The organism is Mycobacterium deserti, from assembly GCF_025345615.1.
Classification (GTDB): domain Bacteria; phylum Actinomycetota; class Actinomycetes; order Mycobacteriales; family Mycobacteriaceae; genus Mycobacterium; species Mycobacterium deserti.
Genome location: NZ_JAODWD010000004.1, coordinates 17,205 through 39,307, shown reverse-complemented (window position 1 = coordinate 39,307; position 22,103 = coordinate 17,205). Strand labels below are relative to the sequence as shown.

Below are 22,103 nucleotides of genomic sequence, written 5' to 3'. Positions count from 1 at the left end.
CAAGGTTCGGTCATGGACACCTCGAATCCGCTGCCGGTCAATCATCACGCCGACCATCCGGGCTTCTCTGGCGCCACCGGGATGCTCTTTGGTCTGTTCTTCCTCCTGGTCGGACGAGCCAACGCCCGGCTGGCTGTCGAGGTCGCGAAGGTGTCGGCGGACGACCGCGTCATCGACATCGGCTGCGGCCCGGGAGGTGCGGTACGAGAGGCGCTGCGCCGCGGGGCCGAGGCCACCGGTGTCGATCCCTCGCCTGCGATGCTGCGCGTCGCGCGCCTCGTCACACGAACATCGGCGCGCGTCACGTGGGTACGGGGCGCGGCCGAGCGCATACCGGCCGAGGACGGTTGGGCGACGGTTGTGTGGTCACTGGCCACGGTGCACCACTGGAAAGACGTCGCGGCGGGGCTTCGTGAGGCGCACCGCGTGCTGGCCCCGCGCGGACGGTTGCTTGCGGTCGAACGCCAGGTGGAACCGGGGGCGACCGGCGTCGCAAGCCACGGATGGACTCGCGACCAGGCGCAATCCTTTGCGGCGCAATGCCGCACGATGGGGTTTGAAAGTGTCGACGTCGGCGAGGGGGAAACCGGACGGGGAGGGGTCTGGACGGTCAGCGCAATTCGGTCCTGAGGGTTCGCGATGTCGGCCGTGGGGTACCTGGTTGCAAACTTCCAGGAGGTGGCGCGTGCCGAAGAAGACCGAGACGGAATCCCAAGAGGACGAGGGGGACCGTCAGCGCTTCGCCGACCGCGTTCTGCTTTTCCTCGAGGACGCGGTGTACTGGGCCATCGCGGTCGTGCTCGTCATCGGTTCAGCGGCCCTGCTCGTCGCCCAGTTCAACACGATGCTGCATCTGCGGGACGCGGCGGCCAAGACAGTCATGCTCGAGGTTCTCGACGGACTGCTGCTGATCTTCATCTTCGTTGAGTTGCTGTATGCGGTGCGGTCGTGCCTGAGGTCGCACGAGATCGTCGCCGAACCGTTCCTCATCGTCGGAATCCTGGCCGGTATCAAAGAGATCGTCGTGCTGTCCGTCGAGGCGGCCACCCTGCTCGAAAAGGGTCCGCAGTTCGCTCGCGCGGTGGTGGAGATCGGTGTGCTGGGCGGGGTGGTTCTGGTTCTGGCGTTGGCCGCCTTCGTCTTGCGTGAAAGACGCCGTGACACCCAGGACGCCGGAGAGAATGCTTCAGACGAAGAGGACGCGCCTCAGGCCAGTTGAGCCCGTCGCCGCCCACACCTGTCTGAGGATGCGGGCCACCGTTGTGCGAGGATGCGCGGATGGCAACGGAACCGGCGCATTTCACGCCAGCCGACGACGGCGGGTATCTGCCGACTCGATTTGCGCACAGCCACTGGGGCGACGATCACCTCAACGGACCGGCGGTGGTGGGACTGGCGTCACGCGCGCTCGAGGCCCAGTGCGGGGCAGAGGAATTCATGCCGACGAGGCTCACCGTCGACTTGTTCAGAGCCGCGCGCGGTGTCCTGACGGCGGTTGAAGTCCGGGTGGTGCGCGACGGCCGTCGAGTCCGCAACGCGGAATGCGATGTACTGCAAGACGGCCGAGCGGTGGCGCGTGCGACGCTGGTTCAGTACCGCCGTTCGTCGGCGCCGCCCGGTCGCCAATGGGTCGCGCCGATCGATCCTCCGACGCTGCCTACACCCGACGATTCGATGTTGCCCTACATCGGAAGTGACGGCGCCGACTGGACGCGCTCACCCGCTGGGCATCAGAACGCATCGCGCAAACGCTTCTTCAACAGTGGCATCAGTGTGGTTGCGGGGGAGAAAAACTCGCCGTTCGTACAGGCGGCCATGCTCGCCGAGGCGACAAGCCTGGTGACCAACCTCGGAACGCAGGGCATCGGCTACATCAACGGCGACCTGACAGTGGCTCTGTCTCGCCTGCCGGTCGACGACTGGATCGGCATTCAAGGCGATTCACATTGGGCGGCGGACGGAATCGCGGTCGGAACGGCGACTCTGTTCGACCGCGAGGGTCCGTTCGGCACCGGGATGACGACGGCCGTTGCGAATCCCGCCGCGCAGATCGACTTCACTAACAGGAACTTCCCTGTGCGCGAATTGAATTACGAGTAGGGCCTCGCCGCTAGCCCCAGCCCGTTCCGCCATCGTTGGCGCCGTGCTTGCCGACCTCGGGTCCTGAGGGTGTCGCCTTGTGGTCCGGCGCGACGCTGATCGGTGCACGGGTCACGCCGGTATCTGGCTTCCGCTCAGCTGGCGGATCGGAGCGTGGGGGCTGATACCGCGGTGTGTATGCCGGCGCATTGTCTTGTACCGGCGCGGGCGGCGGCGGTGCAGCAGGCGGTGGCGGCGGCGGCGGAGGTGGCGCGGGAGCGCTGGTCAGGGCGGGTTGGACCGCACTGGGAACCACTGGCGCGCTGCTTGTCGCCGGCGCGGGAGTAGTCGAGGGTGCCGGCGCAGGCCCCGTCGTCTCCTCAGTGCCGGTGTTGCCGATCACAAGCGAGACGATGACCACGAACAGAACGATGACGGCAGCCGCGATGAGGCCGACCAATGCCCTTCTGCCGCGATACCAAGGCGGCCGGGTGGATCTCTTGAAGTCCAGCGGATTGATCTCGGTCAGGCGCAGTTGGCCGTTGGTCGTCCACGCCGGATCGGTTCGAGGACTGGTTCGCTCAGTGGGGACAGGTACCGCATTGAGCTCAGGTTCGTCCGGTGCGGCGTCGTATGCGTCGAAGCGTTCGTGCTCGGGCTCGGGTTCGTGAGACGCCTCAGGCGGTTGGTATGCGGTGGGCGTGTGAGCGCCGCTGAGATTTGGTGCAACGAGCGCTGGGGCCGACTCGGCGAAATCGTCTGCGCTGTACTCGGACTCGGGCTCGATGTACTCGGGCTCGGGTTCGTACCCTGGCTCGTCGTAGCCCGTTGAAGCGTCATATTCGGTGTCGGCGAACGTGCCGTTGACGTGTGGTTCGGCCGGCGAAGCCACGGGCTCGTAGTAGTCGGCGGCGGGTGCGAAATCGGGATGAGTCACCGATCCGTTGAGGCCCGGCTCGGCCGGCGCCGCCGCTTCGTCGGAGCCGACCGGGTAGGGATCGTCGGCGGCCGCGTATTCCAAAGCGGGGTCTTCGATCAGATCCGGGTGCACGGAGATTTGCTCGGGCTCTCCGTAATAGTCCGACTGTCCGTTGTCGGGCTGGGTCGGCGAGTCCACCAGTTCGGCAGCAAGCGGAATCGGTTCGGTGTGGTGTTCCTGGACGAAAGGAGCATGACCGAACCAGCCGCCATCGTCGTCGAGGTCATCGGACGCGTAGTCGAAGTCCCTGGACGGAGCTTCGCGTTCGGTCACATATTCGATGCTAGCGTCTACGGGCTTTCACCTGCGTCCGGTCGCCGCTTTCGACGGCGCGGCGTGCTTGTGTCAGCGCTTGTTGAGTTCTGCCTCCAGACGTGAGATCAGCGACTTGCGACCTTTGCCGGCGCGCTCGCGTTTGAGCGCTGCGGCGAGCTGGCGTTTGTCGAGGTCACCGACGAGTTTCAGCGCTTTCGCCACGGGCATTTCGTCCAGCCGACCGATCGTTCTTGCGGCTTTGGCCGCCGCGGTGTTCGGAACGTGCTGCTCACCGGACTTTGAGCTCTTGCGTTTCTTGTCGTCGGTCGCCTTTTGCTGGGCCTCGGACAACTGCTCCCACGCCTTTTTCGGGAGGTAGCGCCGTGTTTCACCGCCCTCGCCACGCGCTCGAGCGTCGCCATCTCTTGTTTGCCATTCCTCGTGCTGCCATTTCTCGAGCGATTTCTGACGCTTGTCCTTGGGTCCCTTGTAACCGCCGCCTTGCCGTTCATACTCCTGTATCAGCAATTGGCTCTTGCGAGCTGACCACTGTCCTTTTTTGCCGCCCTTATCGGAGGCTTTGATCTGTTCTTTGATGCGCTCTCTGAGTTCGGGCTTGGTGTATTCCGCCATGCCGTGCGACTACCCGCTTTGGAGCGGGTGTACCGAGGTCGAGGGGACCCCTCGTCGGCGTGCGTTCACCCGATTGACGATCGGCGAACATGCACCCGGACCGGCTAGCTTGGCCAAAGAAAAACGCACACAACGGAATTGTCAGAGTGACGGTATGGGGCCGATTGGTCGGATGGGTGCGATAGCGGGGGCGCCTAACCTGTTGTTCTGTAACGGGTCTGGGGCTCTGCGACACGGATTTGTCACAGTGACGTATTGCCGAGCGGCAGCCCCCTGGGAAGGTGGGCGGGGAGTGCCTGGGGCGATCCAGATCATGGCTTCACGAAGGTGGCCCAAGCCGGCCGAGGCTCTTCACCGGGGTTGCGCCGGGGCGGGTCCACTGCGGCACGGGGCGGCTTGTCGGACCCCACGTGGCGTTCCCGTCCGCGTCCGAGCACCAGAACCAGCACGAGTGGCGCCCCGCGGGCCAGCCCTCGGGGTTGTCCTCCCACGCCTCGCCGCGGCCGTACGGCGTCATGTCGAGTAGGCCCAAGGACCCGTTGATCGGCTCGTTGCCGCGGCCCGTCGTGGAGTAGGTGAGGAACGCGCGGTCGCCGTCGCGCAAGAAGGACGTGATGGAGCCCATGCTGTCGCCGACCGGTGCGGCCGTGTCGCGCACCGAGTACCAGGGCTGGGTGTAACCCATGAACTCGACGTAGGATGCCACCTCGTCCCAACGGCCCGTGGTCAGGATGGCCATCGAGACGCCGCGGGCGTTGAGGTAGACGGCGTCCTTCAGGTGCCAGGCCGTCGTGGTGCAGCCCCCGCACTGCCCCTGGTGCGGCGCTCCGTCGTACCACATGTGTTTGTAGACCACGAGCTCGTCACGACCCTGAAACAGGTCGAGGAACGGTACCGGGCCGTCAGGTCCGACGACCTGGACGGTGCCGTCGAACTCCACCATCGGCAGCCGGCGGCGGGCCGCGGCGATGGCGTCGCCCTCGCGTGTGTGGACCTTCTCGCGGACCATCAGCTCGTCACGGGCGACCTGCCAGGTTGCCAGGTCGACCACGGGCGGTCGACCCGGCAGCGCGGCGGTCGGGTCACTCGGCGCGGTTGTCATGCTGGCCTCCGTGGTGTCTCGCGCAGTGTCATACGACGACGCGCATCGGTCACCGGAACAGACTCGCAATCTGGCTGGAACTCATCGCGGGCGCATCGGGCGAGCGAATACGTTGAGGACAGCGCCGGGCGATCGAAATGTCACGTGATGAATTACGTTGTGCCGTCGGCGTACTCAGTGGATACACCGGCACCGCCATCGGACCACAAAACGTCACTGTGACGTAATGGGTGCCCGGGGGTGGTGTCAGGGCGGGAGACCGAAGAAACTTCGGGCGGGCAACGACGAGCGAGACCGAGCGCGGCGGCCATGAGCGGCCTCACTCATATTGGAATCGCTGACTACTGGATCGATGAAACGGGCAACGCTCCAGAGAGCCAAGCCAGCGGAGACACCCGCATGAAGAGGTTTTCCACCTGCCGACGTGATCAACCCGGCAAGAAGCGACTTCGTGCATCACCGGCCACCCGCGATAAGTTGTGCCGATAAGCCACATTATGTCAAGTTATGCTTGCCGTGGTCGTCAGATGAATCAGCTCTCATCGCATGTAACGCGCTGCCCGCTCTCGCTGAGCCATCGCTTCTGCCCCGGCCACAATGAATTGTGGCCGGGGCGAGGCCTATGGCAACGGGTGCGTCAACCCGGGCAGACAGTTAACGAGTGGTATGCACGGCGGCGGCGGAGGCGGCGGCGGGCCCGGCGGCCGGCCTTCGATCATGACCGGATCGGTCAACGGGGCGTTGGGGTCGAACCAAAAGGTATGGCAGGGACCGTTCATGTCCCAGTGCGGGAGACCCTCCATCCCCGACGCCGGACACCATATCTGGGCGCAATTGCCGAATGCGTCACACCCGAACGGGGGGCCCTCCGGCGGTGCACACCGCGGCTCTTTCACCTCAGACGGCGAGCACAGCGGTGCGGCCTGAGCAGGACTTGGGGCTAGTCCCATAATTGCGACGTTCATGACTCCGGAAAAGAATGCCGCAATTGCAAACCCCGCGACAACGGGTCGGTGCATGACGTTTCCTCTCGTCGGATGCCACCCCGATGGCATTGATGTGCGGTTTTCGCTGCACATAGCGTGCCAGCTGACCGGTCCTCGCGCATGAGGCTTTTACCTCATTTTTTTTCCCAGCCGGCAGCCGGCACCTCGAGCCAAGGCGTTGGCCGAGCGCTCGCGACGTCGCTGCCTGCGGTGATGCATCACTCCAATGTGCTGGATGGAGGCGTGCCCACCCTGAACCCTGCCGGGCGCCTACGCGCAGGCCACGACTCGGACCGCGTCCAACTGCTCGTCGAACAATTCATCCACCCGGGCACCGAGTAGTGCTTGCCCAGAGCGAGAGCTATATTTCCGTAATCCCAGCTGGGATAGGGTTGATCGACTGGCTGCCGGTCCCCTGCCTACCACGACCTCGGTAGTGCGCCGCCGCGTTGACCGGAGAGGTTCTTGATGGGCTTGGCTCATGGCGGATTCAAGAACTCGGAAGCACGTCGACGCTATCTGGCCGTGTACGACGAGTTACATGCGCTCAGCCCCCGGCCGGATGTCATGCACGACGTCCCAACGAAGTTCGGCACTGTGCGGGTGTATCAGTACGGGGCAGACCGTGGTGTGCCTGTCGTACTGATACACGGGTTCTTCTTGACCTCGGCCATGTGGTGGGGCCAAACCGCGGGCTTGACAACCGATTTCACTGTTTATGCCGTGGATATGTTGGGCCAGCCGGGAGCAAGTATGCAGTCGAAAGCGATGTTCACTCCCGCGGATTCCGCGCGTTGCATTGACGCGGTTCTGGAGAGCCTAGGGCTACGTGATGTGCATTTGGTTGGGCATTCCTACGGGGGTTGGCTTGCCACCCACACTGCAGCGCTCGCTCCCCGCCGGTTGGCGACGGTGACCCTGGTTGATCCGGCCAGCACGGTGGCTCGGACCTCCGCAAGGTTCTGGCGAAGTCTTGCGGTCCTGTTGTGGCGGCCGCGTTCCGCGCAAGCTGGACGCGCGGCGGCGTGGATTGCGGGACACCCCGCACCCGGCAGTTCCGTCGATATGCTTGCCCGGCTGTTTGTGGCCGGGTTCGCTGCCTTCGCGCCGCCCTTGCGCACGCCGCCGCTGCGTTTCCCCAGTGATCGTCTGCTGCGTTCAGTACACCTACCGGTCCAAGTTCTTCTGGCGGGCAACACAGTTCACGATTCACGGAAAGGGCTTGAGCGGATTCAATCGGTGGTGCCCGCGTGGCGATATCGCCTGTGGCCCAACGCCTCACACGCGCTGCCATCCGAGGTCCCCGATGAGGTGAACGCCTACATCCGCCAGTTCGTGATCGAACACCGTAGCGGCGCCTAGTTGGTGCTTGTGGAGGCGGCGCTTCGTGAGGTCGATTGTTGCGGTGCGAGCTTGTCGATCTGTTCGCGCAGGATGTCGCCGTGGCCTGCGTGCCTGGCAAACTCTTCGATCATGGCGAGCAGGGTCCATCGCATACTGACTCTTCCCTCGAGGGGATTGTCCTTGGTGTCGTCGAGGTCGAAGCGGGACACGATCGCTCGTGATCGTTGGCTTGCGCGCTCGAACTCGGCGAGCACGTCTGCCAACGATTCGTTATCGGCAACGGCGAAGGTGCCCTCGTCGCGACGCGAGTATCCGTCGCATTCGTCTTCCTCGAGTCCCGCCCAGAACCGTTGAAACCAAATCCGTTCCGCAGCAGCGGCATGCTTGATCAATGAGATCGGCGTCGTCAATGACGCGACGAGTTGTCGGCGGGCGTCGGCCTCAGACAGGCCCCACGCAGTCGCCATGAGCGCTTCGCGGTTGCGATCGAGCATGTCTTCGATGATCGCCCGCTCAGTGCCGTTGGTAATCCGGTTGTTGGTCATCAGCATTCATTCCATTCTGTTGTGCGGTTGAGGGCCGTGCCGTATCGATCGAACGATCTGCGAGACATAAACCCGGTGCGGCAGACGGTCTCGGATAACGGATGAAGGTCGGGCGCCAGGGACGGCCAGGAAGAAGAGGTTGAACATTCGATCCGCTCGCCGCGCGGATTGCACAGGCAGCGTGCCAGGAGGCTGCCTCGGCTTGACCATATCGCAGGGTTGCGATCCGGCTGCACCACGACGCGTTGCGGAATCCTTGTCGGTCCCCGCCTTCCACGCGTTGCGGTGTCGCCGGGGATTTCGCTACGCCGCGGCCGGCGGCAATACCTGGAACCCAGCCAGTATCGTCTCGGCATCGCGATGGTATGTCGCGTTGCCGTCCATGGTAATGACGGTGACCCCCGCGATGTAGGCCTGCCCAGCGGCTCTTGTCACGACATCCAAGCTGGTAGCTGAGCCGTATCTGGTGTTCCGTCGAGCCCGTCTTCTGCGCCTTCAGTCCGCAGACGGCGGTTCGCGTCGTCGTCATCGAGGCCCGCTCCTCTTCATCGATGAATTCGATTTGGCGGGCCAGTTCACGGTCCAGGAGCGTCTCGACACCGAGGTCAGGAACGGGCTCAAGGGAAATCACTGCGGCGTTTCTCGGATTGCCTGTCCGGTCAGTGACCCTCAACGCGAACCGAATGGCTGCGTTGGGCTCGAAGCGCTCGACGGCGCCCCGCCAGCGGAACCGCCGTCGGGACACGCAGCCAACGCACCGGTCAATATGAGGCCCGCCACGGCACGGCCACTTACGCCCGCCCAGGAATTGCCACGTGCCAGGCTGCGGCACCGGTGCCGCCTGAGCCGGATGCTGCGCATCGCACTCCCCTCGACATGTCGCGTGATGAGGAAAAGTGTGGCGAAGACCGTTGCCCGACGCATGAGGTGATCGCCGCATATTCACGTCGACGCGCGCGGCGATTGGCTAAGTGCGTGAGCGAGGGTCTCTCGGGAGCGGCAGCCGGCAGTCGGAATATGGGGTGTATACCTCATGCGCCCGAGAGGGCGGACCTCGCAAACTATCGACATCACGTGTGCGGCAGTGCGACACGCAGAACTAGAACTTGGGATCGGCGAGCACGCGCCCTTGTGAACCTTGCCTGAACGACGCAGACGACGCAGCCTACGACCAGAAAGAGCACAATATGTCCACTCACAACCGAAAGCGGATCATCGCCGGAGCACTGATGTCCGCCAGCCTCGCGATAGCCGGCCTGGGTTTGTCCACCGGTGTTGCCGAGGCACAAACCCCTCCGGGTGGCCCATACACCTGGTGCCCGGGGGATCCTCCGGTGCAAACCGGAAACAACAGGATCAACCCGGTGCGCTGGGACGAAAGCATCTGCCACGAGTACTGGAGGGTCTACCACGGGCAGGGCAACGTCGCGCAGAACATCTGGGATGGACCGAATCCGCCAGGGCCGCCGGCAAACCAGTACTGGCGTCCCGGGCCGCCGCCTCTTCCGCCGGGCATGTGCTGGGCGATGTTTCTTCCCGGGCCATGCCCTCCGGGTGTCCCGGGTCCGAGGCTCGGCTGACGACAGTTCGGCCAGGGAGTAGGAGCAGCGAATGTTGTGGCGTTATCTGAAGGTTCAGGCATACGTTCTGTTGTGCGGCGCGATCGGACCTTTCTTTCTGTTCTTGTACTTTGCGTCCGACCGTGACTCGTTCATGAGTTGGTTCTTCTGGTCGGGGCTCGTGGTCACCGTCGCTGACGTGGTGGCCGCGGTGGTGATCACGGCCAAACGCGAGAGGTTGTCCGGACGACTCGCCGCCCTCGAGCGGAGCGGCGTGCTGGCGTTAGCCCACGTCGTGAACATTCACGAGACAGGAACCCACATCAACGACCAACCGTTGGTGAAGCTCGATCTGCAGATCTCCGGGCCCGGCCTGCAACCGTTCACCAGTCAAGACCGGGTGCTCGCGTCGATCGCCCGCCTCCCCATGATCACCAGCCGCAAATTGGTGGCGCTGGTCGACCCCGCGACCAGCAAGTACGAAATCGACTGGGAGAGAAGCGCGTTACTCAGCGGAATAATCCCTGCGACGTTCACCCTTGCCGGCGACGATCGTACCTTCGACCTCAGCGGGCAGGTCGAGCCCCTGATGGAGGTCCTGCGGATCCTGATGGCCCACGGCATTGGGATGAACAACTTGATGGACTTGCAGAGTAACCCTGCCGCTCGCCAACAGGTCCGCGACGTCGTCCGCATGGCTGCGGCGCGGCAGCCATCCATTGTGCGGGCGACGGCCGGTTCTACCGCGGTGGCCGAGTCACCTGGGGCGCCGCAGACCTCGACCACGCAGCGGCTCGAGGAGCTCGAGGCGCTGCGCTCCACCGGGGGCATCACCGAAAACGAGTACGCGACGAAGCGGCAGGACATCATCGCGGGTTTGTGACGACCGCCCGCCGCCGGCCGGGCGGACCAGGGTGGGTTTCGCCGGGCGTACGCAATTCGGATTCGGTGCGCCGGATGAATCTTCGATGCCGGGTCCGTTCCACGAGAAAGACGGGTGATTCCCACACTGTCTTCGGTTACGGCGCTCAGGAGGATCAGAACATGAGCTTGGTCGACATCCCACATTCCGGCGGGCCGGGGCTCGACGAGTTGGTTCCGTCGCGCTACGCGTTGCAGGTCGGCGCGATCGACGTGATGGTGATCAGTGACGGGGTGCTGCCGATACCCGCGGTCACGATGGCCACCAACGCCGCCCCAGCCGATTTGGCGGCCTGGCTCAAGGACATGTTCCTGCCGCCGGACATGCTCGACTGGCCATTGAATGTCGCCGTGGTGCGCAGCGGAGGCCGGACGATCCTGATCGATTCCGGGCTGGGAACCGAGTTCCCGGACTTTCCCCGAGCCGGGCAGTTGGCCATGCGACTGGATGCCGCCGGGATCGATCCCGCCTCCGTGACCGACGTGGTGCTGACCCATCTGCACATGGACCACATCGGCGGCCTGCTCGTCGATGGGCTGAGGGGCCGGCTGCGCCCGGATCTGCGGGTCCACCTAGCGGCCGCCGAGGCCGAGTTCTGGGAAGCCCCAGATTTCTCCCGTACCAACATGCCGGCACCGGTGCCGGACGTGCTTCGATCGACCGCCTCCCTGTTCCTGGACGTGTACCGCAGCCAGTTGCAGCCGTTCGAGACCGAGTATGAGGTGGCGCCCGGAGTGATGGTTGTTCGCACCGGCGGTCACACACCGGGCCACAGCATCGTCCGCTTGGAGTCCGGCGGTGACCGACTCACCTTCGCCGGCGACGCAGTGTTCCAGCCCGGGTTCGACCAACCTCAGTGGCACAACGGCTTCGAACACGACCCCGAGGAATCAGCCCGCGTTCGCGTCCGTCTCTTGAAGGAGCTGGCGGCGAGCGGTGAGCAACTGGTGGCCACTCACCTGCCGTTCCCGTCGGTCTGCCACGTGGCGGTCGCCGGCGATGCCTTCCGTTTCGTCCCGGCTGTCTGGGATTTCTGACGACTCCCGGGCCGGGCTGGATCGAAGCGCCGACTCCCCCGAATCGGCGCGACGACAGTCTTATCCTCTGGAGATTCGACAACGGCAACCGGTGAAGCGTTGAAGGAGCGACACATGAGGGTGCGCGGCATGCTGTGCAGAACTGCGGTAGCGGCGTCCATGGCCGGCGTAGCCGTGATGGGCGCGACCGTCCCTGCGATTGCAGGCCCTGCGGGTGCGGGCATGTCCGTGTCTCTCGCCCTCCAAGATGATCCGGGATGCGAGATGTTCGGGTGGCGGCATCCGCTTTGCGCTGGAGGCGCTTTCGAGTCGCCGCCAGATGACGGGATACCCGGTGACAATGCCGCGGAGGGGGGAATACCGGCCCCGTCGATGGTGCCGAACACCGACGGCACACTCAGCCTTCCGGGAACGCCTGGGGCGATCTAGTCGCAGAACATCCGCTGCGCCGTGCTATCCGGAGGGACAGACTCGGCTTTCCTGAACCAGGCTTCGCCCGAACCACGTGGTGAGCGCTTCGGGGAGTTCCTCGTCGGTCAAGTCCCCCGCCCAGGCAACGTATCCGTCGGGTCGGATCAACACGGCAGCGGGCGCAGCGACCACGCCAAGAACCGGAAGCTCCCACACGCCAGCATATTTTGCGTCGATCAACCGAACCCGCTCCCGCCACGGAGCGATATCGAAGACGTCGGGCTCACCCAGGTTGAGCAGTACCGGCCGGGCATCATGGAGGAGCCTGAAGACTCGCAGCGGACCGTCGACCGTCGCTAGCTCGAGATCGGGCATGCGGCGTCCGAGCAGCGGGTGGCCCTCACCGAGGTCGTAGTGGATGTCCAAGCCGGTCATCATCCCCGCGAACCGGGTGCGTGGCTCGTCCTTGCTGAGGAGTTCGGAGATGATGTCGCTCACCGTCTTGAGGCGATCGTCTGAGCGGAGAAGCGTGGTCTGCGCCACCGCGTTGCGCAGTACGCGGGCAGCGACCGGATGGCGCTCGGCATGGTAGGTATCAAGCAGGCTGTCCGGTGAAGTCTGATTGGCAACCTGAGCCAGCTTCCATCCCAGATTCACGGCATCCTGGATACCCATGCCAAGGCCTTGACCACCCACCGGTGGATGCACATGTGCGGCGTCGCCGGCCAGCAGAACCCGTCTGTCGCGGTAGGCCGCGGCCTGGCGAGCCACATCGGTGAATCTGGATATGTAGGTGGGACTGTGAATCCCGAAGTCGGTTCCGTACACGGCGACGAGCGCCTCGCTGAGGTCGCGCAGAGTCGGCTCGGTCGTGGGTCCGAAAAACTTCTCGGTGACCATGACCCGGATAGGCCCGTCATCGTCGAGCCTGCCGATGCCGTGGACACCCAGAGCATCGTGATGGATGCCCCACTTCGGCTCCTCGGCCATCTCGATCTCGGCGATCAAGCTGCTCGTCGACGGATCCCATCCTGGGAACTCAATGCCGGCCTCCTTGCGGATCAGACTGCCTCCCCCGTCGCATCCGACGAGATATCCCGCCCGCAGCGACGGGCCGTCGGACAGTTGGACGTCGACACCAGTGTCGTCCTGCGCGATACCTGTCGCCTCGCGTCCGCGATAGATCGGTACACGCAACTCGCCGATCCAGTCGGCCAGGAGCCGCTCAATGTGCTTCTGGGGCAGCGCGAGTGTGTAGGGGTGCCGGGTCGGAAAGTCACTGATGTCAAGAGGAGTTCCGGCGAACGCAGCGACTTGGGCCGTGTACCCCTGCGACAGGAACCGGCCAGCGATTCCACGTTGGTCGAGAACCTCGATCGTGCGGGAGTGGAAGCCGAGTGCGCGTGCGCCGATGAGATCTTGGCTGGCGCGCCGCTCGACAATGGCGACGTCTACCCCCGCCAAAGCCAACTCACCCCCCAACATCAAACCCGTCGGGCCCCCTCCAACAATCACCACCGCATGATCGGTCACTTCGCCCCTCTCATTCCGCAGGTCCTGCCTTCGGCCTGGAGGCACCTCCCGGCGGAACGACAGGGGCACGATTCTGCGGCACTACCTGGGTCTTGCCGCAAGCCCCCCAGTGCGCTATATGTTGAAAGTGGAAGGGGTGCGACCCTTTCGCGCAATCACCGAACTACCGCGACCGCTCCTTTTCGCCGTACCGGTCGCTCCAGTTCCACCACTCATATGGCGGGCTTTGCGGATAGCCTTCCGGGGAATCTTCCCAATCCTCCTGTCGCCCTAGCGCGGTCATGTCGAGGAAGTTCCAGGTATTGACAAACACCTCGTCGCCGCGCCCGTCGATGAAATAGGTCCGGAACACACGGTCACCGTCGCGGATGAACGCGTTCGTGCCGTGGTACTCGTCGCACCCGAAATCCTCAGGAAAGTCGTCGGTGATGGTGAACCACGGGATGTGCTGCCAGCCCATCTTGGCCTTCATCCGCTCGAGGTCGCTCTGCGACGCGCGTGAGGCGTACACCAGCGTCGTGTCGCGCGCATTCAGGTGGGCCAGGTTGCCAACGTGGTCAGCCATCAATGAGCACCCGACGCACCCGTGCTCGGGCCAGTCGCCATCGCTGGTACCGGGTTCGATGAACGCGCGGTAGATGATGAGTTGACGGCGTCCGTCGAATAGGTCGAGCAGGGTCAGTCGGCCTCCCGGCCCGTCGAACGCGTAGTCCTTCTCCACCGCCATCCACGGCATCCGGCGGCGCTGCGCCGCCAGCGCGTCGCGGGCACGCTGATGCTCCTTCTCCTTCACCAACATTCTTTGGCGTTCAACGTTCCACTCGTCGGCCGACAGGATGGGAGGCGTCCTCATGCGTTTTTCCTTCCGCTTGTGATGCAACGGTTTTCGCCGAGCCGCGCGATCACGGACCGTAATCGTTCAACGTTTCGGTTGAATATCGCTTCACCAGCTCATCATGCGCGCCCGTTATAGTCAACAAGATGGTTGAAGATCAGGTGCTCGATCGGGCGTACGCCGCGCTAGCCGATTCGACACGCCGCCGGTTGCTGGAGACGCTGCGCGATGGTGACGCCCGCATCACCGACTTGGCCGCTCCGCTTCCGATGACGTTCGCCGGCGTATCGCGCCACATCGGTGTGCTGGAATCGGCCGGGCTTGTGCAGCGCGAGGTGCGCGGCCGCGAGCACTGGGTTTCCCTTCGACCAGCCGGCCTGACGATGGCGCAGCAGTGGATCGACGAGCAGACCGAATTCTGGTCAACACGTGCGGACGCGTTGTCGGAGCGGCTGCGCCGGAAGACGCGTGGCCGATGAACGAAACGCCGGTCGTCCGGGTACGGCGCGTCATGCCTGCTGCGCCGGAAGAGGTGTTCGACCAATGGCTGGATCCAGAATCGTTGGCGGACTGGATGTGTCCACGTCCTGTACGCGTGGTAGCCCTCACCATCGAGCCGCGCGTGGGCGGAAGCGTGCAGTTCGACATCGATGACGCGGGGACCCGGGTGCTGATCACTGGACGATTTCTGGAGATCGATCGCCCACATCGACTGCGCTTCACGTGGAGCGCCTCGGACTTTCCGGATCCCACAGCGGTCAGCGTCGTCGATGTCGCCTTCGAGCCGTTGATAGACGGGCAGACGCTCATGTCCATCGAGCATTCCCTCCTGCCCCCGAACACTTTCGACGAATATCACAGCGGTTGGGCAGGCGTCGCGGGCCAGCTCGCCGAGTTTCTGCAAGGGCGTGCCAACGGTTAGCGCGAGTAGTCATCGATCGCGCGTCAGCAGTCAAACACGAACCAGCAGATGTCGTTCCGTAATCGCTGGTCGTCGAGCACCAGCTCGCGAATCTCTTCTGGCAGCTGGTCGCGCTGCCACTGGCACTCGCGCCGCCCTGCGGCATCGCGCTGTCCCTCGGGCGAGGCAGCACGAGCGGCCTTGATCGCATAAGCGGCCGCACCGAGCTCGTGCGCGGCCACATGTGCAACGGCTCCGGCCTGGCCGGCAGCGTACGCGGCATGCCGTGGCGCGCCGCGCAAGTCTCTAGCCGCGCCCATTGCATGCCCGCCCGCCGCGCGAGCCTCGGTCATTTTGACCTCACCCCGCACCCAGGCGCGAGCGAGCCCGATCGCTTGACGCGGCCGCGGGTCGTCGGGCCGAACCGACTCGAAGTTGTGTAGGACGTGCTCCGCGCACGATGCCGCCCAAAGAGCGAGGAGATGGTGATCCGAATCAGTCAGCGTTCCGCCGCGGCGGATGGTCACGAACCGAGGGTCCCGGATCTTCGGCAGGATCATGGTGGCGCTTCCTTCTGCCCCGAGACGACTCCCCCAGCGTGCTACCCGCCGCCGGTGACCGGATTCGACGTCAATGGCATGAAGGCCCCGTTGATCCACACTCCCCAGCGCCCGCCCCAACCCGAGAACCAGACGACGGGCTTCCCGTTCCACACCTCGGCGGGCTTCGGCGGCGCCCAGGCCGGTACCGGCTCACCCTGTTCCGCTGGAAGCGGCGGCGGCGGCGGCTGGGCGCCCGCCACTGCTGCGCCAATGCCCAGCGCTGACGCGGTGAGCCCGCCAGCGACTGCGACGGCGGACAAGGTGGTCCTGATCGTGGGCATGTGCACGGCTCCAGCATTGATCGAACGGATACTTAGCAGGCATAACCACCCTACGCGATCGCCATAAGCGTCGCCGTGCCCGGGGACACCTCGGCCCCACGCGCGGAAGCGAATTTGAGGTAAACGCCTCATGTGTCGAGCCCCGCCTATCCAGCACACTTCCTCCAGCGATCGAGCGAACGACGAAGGGGTGGTTCACGTGTCCAAACGCAGCAGCCGTCGAGGAGTGATCGATCGGCAGTCGCGGAACAGGGTGCGCCCAATGGTGGCAACCGCCGCGGCCGTCGGCGGAGCCGGCGTCGTGCTCGCTGCTCCCGCCGCGGCGTTCCTCGCCCCCGCCGCAGCGCACGCCGCCCCAAACCTTCCAGCAGACCTGCCCGGATGCGTCTCCGACCCACTGGGCAACGGCTGCGTCGCGAGCGGCAACCTGCTCGCCGCTGACAGCCTCGGACTCGCCGGTGGCCTCGGAAATTCGTTGGCGCTCTTCGACCCCTTCCTCGATGTCGCCGGTGCCATACCGGTGCTCAACGCCTTCATCGGTAACGGCGCCGACGGCACCGCGGCGCATCCGAACGGGTTCAACGGCGGAATGTTCATCGGCAGTGGTGGCGACGGCTACAGCCCCACTGCCGCAGGGGCCAACGGCGGTAACGGCGGCAATGCCGGATTCTTCCTCGGCAACGGGGGCGCCGGAGGGAAGGGCGCCAACGGCAACGCCACACTTTCCGGCGGCAACGGTGGCAACGGCGGCGCCGGAGCGACGCTCATCGGCAACGGCGGTGCCGGCGGCACTGGCGGTAAGGGTGGCGCCGGCGCCAACGCCGCGAACCCTGCAACGTCGAACACCGCGGGCACCGGACAGAACGGCTCGGGTTTGCAGAACGGCGGCCCCGGCGCCAACGGCGTGCCGGGCAGTGTCGGTGGCAACAACGGTGGCACTGGCGGCAAGGGCGGCAATCTCGGCGGAGACGGCGGGAAAGGCGGCGACGGTGCCGCGGCCACCAACAGCGTCGGTGCCGGCGACGGCGGCAAAGGCGGGGATGCCACGGCGAACGGCGGCTACGGCGGTAAGGGCGGCAACGGCGGCAGCGACAACAGTCCTTCGCAAGGGCCTGGAGGCGACGGCGGTGCGGGTGGAAACGGCGCCACCGGTAAAACCGGCGGAAACGGCACGGCCGGGGGCAGCGGCGGAGCGGGCGGCAAGGGCGGCCTGTTGGGCGTCGGCGGCGACGGCGGCACCGGTGGCCAAGGCGGCCAGGGTGGCAAAGGCGCGGTAGGCGGCAACGGCGGCGGTGGCGGCAGTGGCGGTAGCCAGAACCCGCAGGGCTCCGTCGGCGGTAATGGCGACGGCGGCGTAGGGGGCAACGGAGGCACCGGCGGCACGGGCGGGACCGGTGGCGCAGGCGGCAATGGCGGGGCGGCCGGCTCGGGCGGCCTCGGCAGCGGCACCACCGGCGCCGGTGGCGACGGTGGCACGGGCGGCTCCGGTGGCATCGGCGGAACGGGGGGCACCGGTGGCAGCGGCGGGACGCTGCCCAACACGCCGCCGGGAGACAAGGGTGACGACGGCACGGGCGGGAAGGGCGGCACCGGCGGTGCCGGAGGTAAGGGTGGTGCTAGCGGCAGCGGCAACGCCGGTGACACCGGTTCTGGCGGCAAGGGTGGCGGCAGCTCCGTCGGAACAGGCGGCGGTGCCGGCGGCGCAGGCGGCAGCGGAGGCGGCGGCGCGCAAGCCGGTACTGACTGACCTCTGCTTCGGCGGCTACAACACCGCGTTGGCGAGTAGCACGGCCACAGCTGCGGCTATGCCCGTCGCAATGCTGGCCACGGCCCACGGCGCACCCTCCCGCTGCCAGGGGCGCCCGTGGTCCAAGGCCAGAACTCCTGCGCCTGTGCAGGCGATGACCGCGCCCGCAGTGGCGTAAAGCAGCGCCATCTGATAGCCGCTCGGGCCGAAAAGACCACCTGAGAATGTGGCGCTCGCGGCGTTGATCATCACGCCGACGACGATCGAGGCGGCCAACGGGGTGAACAACCCGAACAGGAGTAACAGCCCTCCGGCGGTTTCGAGTATGCCGGCGACCGCGGCGAAGAAAACCCCTGGGCTGTAACCGATCTGTTCGAAGACGGTCCCCGTCGCCGCCAATCCCTGGCCGCCGAACCAGCCGAATAGCTTCTGCAGGCCGGCAGCAGCCAGAAGCCCTCCGAAAACGACACGCAACAGCAGCAATCCCACATCCGCCGCTTGTACGCGCCCGGGGATGTGCGTGGTGACTCTCGAATCGGTGATGTTCATGACCGAACCGTAGAACCTCAACAATACTTGAGGTCAAGGTGGTATGGAACATCGCGTTGACTCTGTGCCGCAACGGTACTGGGCGAGCTGTCGAGCAGCAGCGCCGAAGCGGCGCGGCGGTCAGCAGCGCTGTGGTTGAGTTCCACCATGGTCGGCGGGTTCACCGAGCGGGTTGTCGAAAGCAATGGAATCCTGCTGCGCACTCTCGAGGCCGGCCGACCTGGCGATCCGCTGGTCGTTCTCGCCCACGGCTTTCCGGAGCTCGCATTTTCGTGGCGGCATCAACTGACGACGTTGTCCGAAGCGGGCTACCACGTGCTCGCGCCCGACCAACGCGGCTACGGTGGATCCTCACGCCCAGCTGCGGTCGACGCCTACACCATTATCGAGTTGACCGCCGACCTGATCGGGCTGCTCGAGTACGCAGGCGCTGACCGCGCAACCTTCGTCGGCCATGACTGGGGATCGATCGTCACCTGGGCTGTGCCGTTGCTGTATCCCGACCGGGTCGAGAGGGTGGCGGGCCTGAGTGGGCCTCCCGTCCCCCGGCCCCGCAGACCGCCGATTGAGTCCTGGCGCAGGAAGTTTGGCGATGCCTTCTTCTATATCCTCTACTTCCAGGAGCCTGGTGTCGCCGATGCGGATCTGGGCCGCGACCCAACTACGACCATCAGGCGCACGCTCGGCGCATCGTCACGACCCGCAGATCTGGCCACCCGGTTGATGCGGCCCGGCCCTGAAGGCTACGTCGAGCGGTTGCCGGATCCCGACGGTTTGCCGCACTGGCTGACGCGAGACGAACTCGAGTACTACATAGCCGAATTCACCCGCACCGGATTCACCGGTGCCCTGAACTGGTATCGCAACTTCGATCGCAATTGGGAGTTGACCGCGGATACCCCGGCCAGCACGATCGCGGTGCCGTCGTTGTTCATCGCTGGCACCGACGACCCGGTTCTGACCTTCACCGCAACCGACCGCTTCGCCGAAGTCGTCAGCGGCCCCTACCGCGAAGTTCTCTTGGACGGGGCCGGGCACTGGATACAGCAAGAGCGGCCCGATGAGGTCAACGAGGCACTGCTCGAGTGGATGTCGGAATAGACGCCGCTGGATACGCGGCGGTTCACCCCAGCTTCAGCAGCGGTCGTAGATCGTCGAGACGGTCGAACAGGTGCCAGACGTAGGAGGAAGCTCCGTTCTCGCGGTGCGCGTGCAGGTCGGCGAGATCCGGGTCGTCGCAGTAGCTGTCGAATGCGTCTTTAGAATCCCACTCGACGAGGATGAGCACCTTCCGCGGTTCGACGTCGCCCGTGATCGATTGCCGGAACTGTCCGAGGGCAACCACGCGCCCGCCGTGTCTGGCGACTTCCCGTGGGGAGCGCTTCGAGTACGCCAGATACTCGTCGCGGTCGGCGATGTCGAACAGGTTCAATGCGTACACCGTCACCGGCATGACGCTACCGAAGGACTCGCGCATTGGCTGACGCTCTCGCGGCGGGCCGTTATCGTTAGCCGGTGGATGGCACGCCATTCGGCCGCTACCGGCTGATCGATCTGCTGGGCCGCGGCGGTATGGGCGAGGTGTGGCGCGCCTACGATACGGCGATCGACCGTGTCGTAGCCCTGAAGATGCTGCTGCCTCACCTGTCGCAGGACCCCGACTACGACAAGCGTTTCCGGCGAGAGGCCCGCGCGGCCGCCCGTCTCGACAATCCCCACGTCGTGCCGATCTACGACGTCGGCGAGATCGACGGCCGGCTGTATGTGACGATGCGGCTGATCACCGGCACCGACCTGCATACGCTGATCGGAAGCGGTCCGCTCGAAACCCAGCGCGCCGTTTCGATCATCGACCAGATCGCATCGGCGCTGCACAACGCACACCGAACCGGGCTGGTGCACCGCGACGTCAAACCGTCGAACATCCTGCTCGATGAGAACGACTTCGCGTATCTGATCGACTTCGGCATCGCCCGCACTGCTGAGGAAACAGGAGTGACGGTCACCGGTGCCGCGATCGGCACGTGGGCTTACATGGCGCCCGAGCGCTTCAACACCGACGAAATCCATCCCAGCTCCGACATCTACGCGCTGGCGTGTGTGCTCTACGAATGCCTCACCGGCCAACAGCCATTCCCCGGCAATACGCTCGAGCAGATCGCCAGCGGCCACATCTTCACACCGCCCCCGAGGCCGTCGGAGAAGAGTCGCACTGTCCCGACCGCGCTAGACGAAGTGATCGCCACCGGCCTGGCCAAACAACCCGGGGATAGGTATCCCACCGCCGTCGACATGGCTACCGCCGCAAAGCAAGTCATCACCCAGTCCAGTCAGCCCGACGCCATCGGACCCACGCCGCAGATGTGTGTCGGTCCCCGCGATCCGAGCACGCCGGCGTGGCCGCATCAAGCCTGGACACAGCCCGGACCGTCGGGCAGTGGCGCATCGCCCTATGTGGCCACGCAGTTGAGCGTGCCGAGAGCCCATCTGCCCCCGGCGCCCCCGGCCCCGAAGTCGGCGGGACGACGCCACGGTGTGCTGATCGGCGCACTGGTCTTTCTGGTCACCGTTCTCGTCGCGGGCAGTCTCATCGCCATCGTGGGTCTCACGCGGGACGACGGGCCCGCCGCCACTTCCCCTTCGGCGCCGACGGCGGACAGCGAGTTCACGGGCACCTATCGTGCCGACTACGGCCCCGGAACGGATCTCGAAGGCAAGCCGGTGCCCAACGCTCCGGCGACGACGAGCAACTGGGCCGTCCGCTCAGCGTGTGGCGCGAGCGGGTGCGTGGCCACCGCGGCCAACGTCAGCGGCGCCGGGCTGGCCTTGTTGTCGAACCTGACATTCGATCAGTTGGGCGGCGCCTGGGTGGCTGTCGGCCTGGCGTCGGCACAGTGCGGTTCGGACACGCCCGAGGAACTGTGGGTGGTGTTCACGCTGCAACCGCGGCCGGACGGCACACTCTCCGGCGAAACGGTCAGGGCCTCGACAAACGGCGTCTGCGCCGCGAAACGAACCGTTAAGTTCACTCGTACTGGCGACCCGGACCTGAACAAGGTCGCAGACCCGGAGGTCCTGCCGCCGCGGTCGGTCACCCCCGCCGAAGGCCTCAGAGGCAGATACCGCCAGACCACGACCTTCGCCACCGGCAACGTCCTCTCGGGGGCGACTCTGGAAACCAAAACCTACTGCCTTCGGACCGGCGACCGGTGCATGAGCCTTTTCCACGGCCCCGACGGCATCGTCACGCTGATGTTCGCCAACGACAAGTGGACTCGCAACGAGACGGGCATCTCGCCGTGTGCAGCGGGCGGGACGGCGCAGATGACGATCACCGCCGAATATCCCATGCCGTCGCAACTCGACGACCCGATCGCGCTGCTGACCGGCCGGGGCAAACAGACCGTGGCCCCCGGCGGGGCGTGCCCCGGCGGCGGCGACTTCGAGGACACGTTCGAGCGCGTTGGCGACTAGCCTGCGCTGTTATTCCGTCACCCGATCGTCTGGCCCGGTGACCTCGGCGTCCCACCGTGCTTGCCGCTGAGCGACGGTCTGGTCCCACCACGGCGGTGTGCCCCGCTCCCCCAGGGCGACCTTGGCGGCATTGACGCCCGCTCGAGATGCCGCCTCCTGCGCGGTTCCCTTGGTACGGCGCACTTCTCGGCGCCACGCCATCAGGATGTGGACCAGTTCAGTCCGGCGCTGCTCGGGAATCAACGGATCCGTGGCCCGCCACCGACGGCCGTCGATGACGACATAATGGCCGTCGTCGGTGACGCCCGGATCGCTCACCACTCCATCGT

23 protein-coding genes are annotated in these 22,103 nt (G+C 65.5%); 12 read left to right on the top strand and 11 right to left on the bottom strand.

Translation table 11 applies throughout. The features are described 5' to 3' along the window. The first annotated feature begins 12 nt into the window (after nucleotides 1-12). The 3 genes from N4S67_RS16485 to N4S67_RS16475 are packed head-to-tail and all read left to right on the top strand — an operon-like array spanning nucleotide 13 to nucleotide 2,100. Nucleotides 13-630, top strand: a complete 618-nt coding sequence (locus N4S67_RS16485) for a class I SAM-dependent methyltransferase (protein ID WP_260994097.1) — start codon at nucleotides 13-15, stop codon at nucleotides 628-630. A 55-nt stretch (nucleotides 631-685) separates the two neighbouring features. Continuing rightward, nucleotides 686-1,219 (top strand): phosphate-starvation-inducible PsiE family protein, encoded by a 534-nt coding sequence (locus N4S67_RS16480; RefSeq protein ID WP_260994096.1) that lies wholly within the window; start codon nucleotides 686-688, stop codon nucleotides 1,217-1,219. Nucleotides 1,220-1,278: 59 nt separating this feature from the next. Then, nucleotides 1,279-2,100 (top strand): thioesterase family protein, encoded by an 822-nt coding sequence (locus N4S67_RS16475; protein WP_260994095.1) that lies wholly within the window; start codon nucleotides 1,279-1,281, stop codon nucleotides 2,098-2,100. Between the two features lie 10 nt (nucleotides 2,101-2,110). On the opposite strand, the gene N4S67_RS16470 is transcribed toward N4S67_RS16475, so the two are convergent. The 3 genes from N4S67_RS16470 to N4S67_RS16460 form a co-directional block, all read right to left on the bottom strand. Next, the gene (locus tag N4S67_RS16470) at nucleotides 2,111-3,331 is read right to left on the bottom strand and encodes a hypothetical protein (protein WP_260994094.1); all 1,221 of its coding nucleotides are present in this window, start codon (nucleotides 3,329-3,331) and stop codon (nucleotides 2,111-2,113) included. A 72-nt stretch (nucleotides 3,332-3,403) separates the two neighbouring features. After that, nucleotides 3,404-3,946 (bottom strand): DUF5872 domain-containing protein, encoded by a 543-nt coding sequence (locus N4S67_RS16465; protein ID WP_260994093.1) that lies wholly within the window; start codon nucleotides 3,944-3,946, stop codon nucleotides 3,404-3,406. Nucleotides 3,947-4,265: 319 nt separating this feature from the next. Beyond that, a complete protein-coding gene (locus N4S67_RS16460) occupies nucleotides 4,266-5,048 on the bottom strand; it encodes a DUF899 domain-containing protein (RefSeq protein WP_260994092.1) in 783 nt (260 codons plus the stop codon). Between the two features lie 1,454 nt (nucleotides 5,049-6,502). On the opposite strand from N4S67_RS16460, the gene N4S67_RS16455 reads away from it, so the two are divergent. Then, the gene (locus N4S67_RS16455) at nucleotides 6,503-7,396 is read left to right on the top strand and encodes an alpha/beta fold hydrolase (protein ID WP_260994091.1); all 894 of its coding nucleotides are present in this window, start codon (nucleotides 6,503-6,505) and stop codon (nucleotides 7,394-7,396) included. Here the strand turns inward: N4S67_RS16455 and N4S67_RS16450 are convergent. Next, nucleotides 7,393-7,923 carry a DinB family protein gene (locus N4S67_RS16450; protein ID WP_260994688.1) on the bottom strand — a complete coding sequence of 177 codons (531 nt, stop codon included), beginning with the start codon at nucleotides 7,921-7,923 and terminating at the stop codon, nucleotides 7,393-7,395. The two genes, N4S67_RS16455 and N4S67_RS16450, sit on opposite strands and share 4 nt — an antisense overlap. Before the next feature lie 1,187 nt (nucleotides 7,924-9,110). On the opposite strand from N4S67_RS16450, the gene N4S67_RS16445 reads away from it, so the two are divergent. From N4S67_RS16445 to N4S67_RS16435, 3 genes are all read left to right on the top strand, one after another. Next, nucleotides 9,111-9,503, top strand: a complete 393-nt coding sequence (locus N4S67_RS16445; protein WP_260994090.1) for a hypothetical protein — start codon at nucleotides 9,111-9,113, stop codon at nucleotides 9,501-9,503. Nucleotides 9,504-9,534: 31 nt separating this feature from the next. Beyond that, the gene (locus N4S67_RS16440; protein ID WP_260994089.1) at nucleotides 9,535-10,365 is read left to right on the top strand and encodes an SHOCT domain-containing protein; all 831 of its coding nucleotides are present in this window, start codon (nucleotides 9,535-9,537) and stop codon (nucleotides 10,363-10,365) included. 161 nt (nucleotides 10,366-10,526) lie between these two features. Beyond that, nucleotides 10,527-11,441 carry an MBL fold metallo-hydrolase gene (locus N4S67_RS16435; RefSeq protein WP_260994088.1) on the top strand — a complete coding sequence of 305 codons (915 nt, stop codon included), beginning with the start codon at nucleotides 10,527-10,529 and terminating at the stop codon, nucleotides 11,439-11,441. 453 nt (nucleotides 11,442-11,894) lie between these two features. Here N4S67_RS16435 and N4S67_RS16430 read toward each other — a convergent pair whose 3' ends face one another. Continuing rightward, complete coding sequence (locus tag N4S67_RS16430) at nucleotides 11,895-13,385, bottom strand: FAD-dependent monooxygenase (protein WP_260994087.1); 1,491 nt, start codon at nucleotides 13,383-13,385, stop codon at nucleotides 11,895-11,897. A 163-nt stretch (nucleotides 13,386-13,548) separates the two neighbouring features. Next, nucleotides 13,549-14,238, bottom strand: coding sequence for a DUF899 domain-containing protein (locus N4S67_RS16425; protein WP_260994086.1), 690 nt, complete (start codon nucleotides 14,236-14,238; stop codon nucleotides 13,549-13,551). Between the two features lie 128 nt (nucleotides 14,239-14,366). Between N4S67_RS16425 and N4S67_RS16420 the strand changes: the two genes are divergently transcribed. Both N4S67_RS16420 and N4S67_RS16415 read left to right on the top strand, forming a co-directional pair. Then, complete coding sequence (locus N4S67_RS16420; protein WP_260994085.1) at nucleotides 14,367-14,699, top strand: ArsR/SmtB family transcription factor; 333 nt, start codon at nucleotides 14,367-14,369, stop codon at nucleotides 14,697-14,699. Beyond that, nucleotides 14,696-15,142 (top strand): SRPBCC family protein, encoded by a 447-nt coding sequence (locus tag N4S67_RS16415; RefSeq protein ID WP_260994084.1) that lies wholly within the window; start codon nucleotides 14,696-14,698, stop codon nucleotides 15,140-15,142. Before N4S67_RS16420 ends, N4S67_RS16415 begins: the two co-directional genes overlap by 4 nt. 23 nt (nucleotides 15,143-15,165) lie before the next feature. Here the strand turns inward: N4S67_RS16415 and N4S67_RS16410 are convergent, their stop codons facing one another. Together N4S67_RS16410 and N4S67_RS16405 are read right to left on the bottom strand one after the other, a co-directional pair. Beyond that, a complete protein-coding gene (locus tag N4S67_RS16410; protein ID WP_260994083.1) occupies nucleotides 15,166-15,681 on the bottom strand; it encodes a putative immunity protein in 516 nt (171 codons plus the stop codon). 41 nt (nucleotides 15,682-15,722) lie between these two features. After that, complete coding sequence (locus N4S67_RS16405) at nucleotides 15,723-16,004, bottom strand: hypothetical protein (RefSeq protein WP_260994082.1); 282 nt, start codon at nucleotides 16,002-16,004, stop codon at nucleotides 15,723-15,725. Nucleotides 16,005-16,134: 130 nt separating this feature from the next. Here N4S67_RS16405 and N4S67_RS16400 point away from each other — a divergent pair, with 130 nt between their 5' ends. Next, nucleotides 16,135-17,751 carry a PGRS repeat-containing protein gene (locus N4S67_RS16400; RefSeq protein WP_449288835.1) on the top strand — a complete coding sequence of 539 codons (1,617 nt, stop codon included), beginning with the start codon at nucleotides 16,135-16,137 and terminating at the stop codon, nucleotides 17,749-17,751. Nucleotides 17,752-17,766: 15 nt separating this feature from the next. Here N4S67_RS16400 and N4S67_RS16395 read toward each other — a convergent pair whose 3' ends face one another. Next, on the bottom strand, nucleotides 17,767-18,300 hold the full coding sequence (locus N4S67_RS16395) for a DoxX family protein (protein WP_260994080.1): 534 nt from the start codon (nucleotides 18,298-18,300) through the stop codon (nucleotides 17,767-17,769). 147 nt (nucleotides 18,301-18,447) lie between these two features. Here N4S67_RS16395 and N4S67_RS16390 point away from each other — a divergent pair, with 147 nt between their 5' ends. Continuing rightward, complete coding sequence (locus N4S67_RS16390; RefSeq protein WP_260994687.1) at nucleotides 18,448-19,401, top strand: alpha/beta fold hydrolase; 954 nt, start codon at nucleotides 18,448-18,450, stop codon at nucleotides 19,399-19,401. A gap of 22 nt (nucleotides 19,402-19,423) precedes the next feature. Here N4S67_RS16390 and N4S67_RS16385 read toward each other — a convergent pair whose 3' ends face one another. Continuing rightward, a complete protein-coding gene (locus tag N4S67_RS16385) occupies nucleotides 19,424-19,747 on the bottom strand; it encodes a DUF1330 domain-containing protein (RefSeq protein WP_390893436.1) in 324 nt (107 codons plus the stop codon). Nucleotides 19,748-19,815: 68 nt separating this feature from the next. Here N4S67_RS16385 and N4S67_RS16380 point away from each other — a divergent pair, with 68 nt between their 5' ends. After that, on the top strand, nucleotides 19,816-21,774 hold the full coding sequence (locus N4S67_RS16380; protein WP_260994078.1) for a serine/threonine-protein kinase: 1,959 nt from the start codon (nucleotides 19,816-19,818) through the stop codon (nucleotides 21,772-21,774). Nucleotides 21,775-21,783: 9 nt separating this feature from the next. Here the strand turns inward: N4S67_RS16380 and N4S67_RS16375 are convergent, their stop codons facing one another. Beyond that, a complete protein-coding gene (locus N4S67_RS16375) occupies nucleotides 21,784-22,092 on the bottom strand; it encodes a hypothetical protein (protein WP_260994077.1) in 309 nt (102 codons plus the stop codon). Nucleotides 22,093-22,103 lie beyond the last annotated feature (11 nt).

Bases quoted from the DNA above. Each gene is read 5' to 3' on its own strand.
- N4S67_RS16395 (WP_260994080.1), bottom strand. From the start codon at position 18,300: ATGAACATCACCGATTCGAGAGTCACCACGCACATCCCCGGGCGCGTA.
- N4S67_RS16475 (WP_260994095.1), top strand. From the start codon at position 1,279: ATGGCAACGGAACCGGCGCATTTCACGCCAGCCGACGACGGCGGGTAT.
- N4S67_RS16410 (WP_260994083.1), bottom strand. From the start codon at position 15,681: ATGATCCTGCCGAAGATCCGGGACCCTCGGTTCGTGACCATCCGCCGC.
- N4S67_RS16450 (WP_260994688.1), bottom strand. From the start codon at position 7,923: ATGACCAACAACCGGATTACCAACGGCACTGAGCGGGCGATCATCGAA.
- N4S67_RS16390 (WP_260994687.1), top strand. From the start codon at position 18,448: ATGGTCGGCGGGTTCACCGAGCGGGTTGTCGAAAGCAATGGAATCCTG.
- N4S67_RS16465 (WP_260994093.1), bottom strand. From the start codon at position 3,946: ATGGCGGAATACACCAAGCCCGAACTCAGAGAGCGCATCAAAGAACAG.
- N4S67_RS16455 (WP_260994091.1), top strand. From the start codon at position 6,503: ATGGGCTTGGCTCATGGCGGATTCAAGAACTCGGAAGCACGTCGACGC.
- N4S67_RS16425 (WP_260994086.1), bottom strand. From the start codon at position 14,238: ATGAGGACGCCTCCCATCCTGTCGGCCGACGAGTGGAACGTTGAACGC.
- N4S67_RS16400 (WP_449288835.1), top strand. From the start codon at position 16,135: ATGTGTCGAGCCCCGCCTATCCAGCACACTTCCTCCAGCGATCGAGCG.
- N4S67_RS16445 (WP_260994090.1), top strand. From the start codon at position 9,111: ATGTCCACTCACAACCGAAAGCGGATCATCGCCGGAGCACTGATGTCC.
- N4S67_RS16485 (WP_260994097.1), top strand. From the start codon at position 13: ATGGACACCTCGAATCCGCTGCCGGTCAATCATCACGCCGACCATCCG.
- N4S67_RS16420 (WP_260994085.1), top strand. From the start codon at position 14,367: ATGGTTGAAGATCAGGTGCTCGATCGGGCGTACGCCGCGCTAGCCGAT.
- N4S67_RS16440 (WP_260994089.1), top strand. From the start codon at position 9,535: ATGTTGTGGCGTTATCTGAAGGTTCAGGCATACGTTCTGTTGTGCGGC.
- N4S67_RS16460 (WP_260994092.1), bottom strand. From the start codon at position 5,048: ATGACAACCGCGCCGAGTGACCCGACCGCCGCGCTGCCGGGTCGACCG.
- N4S67_RS16405 (WP_260994082.1), bottom strand. From the start codon at position 16,004: ATGCCCACGATCAGGACCACCTTGTCCGCCGTCGCAGTCGCTGGCGGG.
- N4S67_RS16435 (WP_260994088.1), top strand. From the start codon at position 10,527: ATGAGCTTGGTCGACATCCCACATTCCGGCGGGCCGGGGCTCGACGAG.
- N4S67_RS16415 (WP_260994084.1), top strand. From the start codon at position 14,696: ATGAACGAAACGCCGGTCGTCCGGGTACGGCGCGTCATGCCTGCTGCG.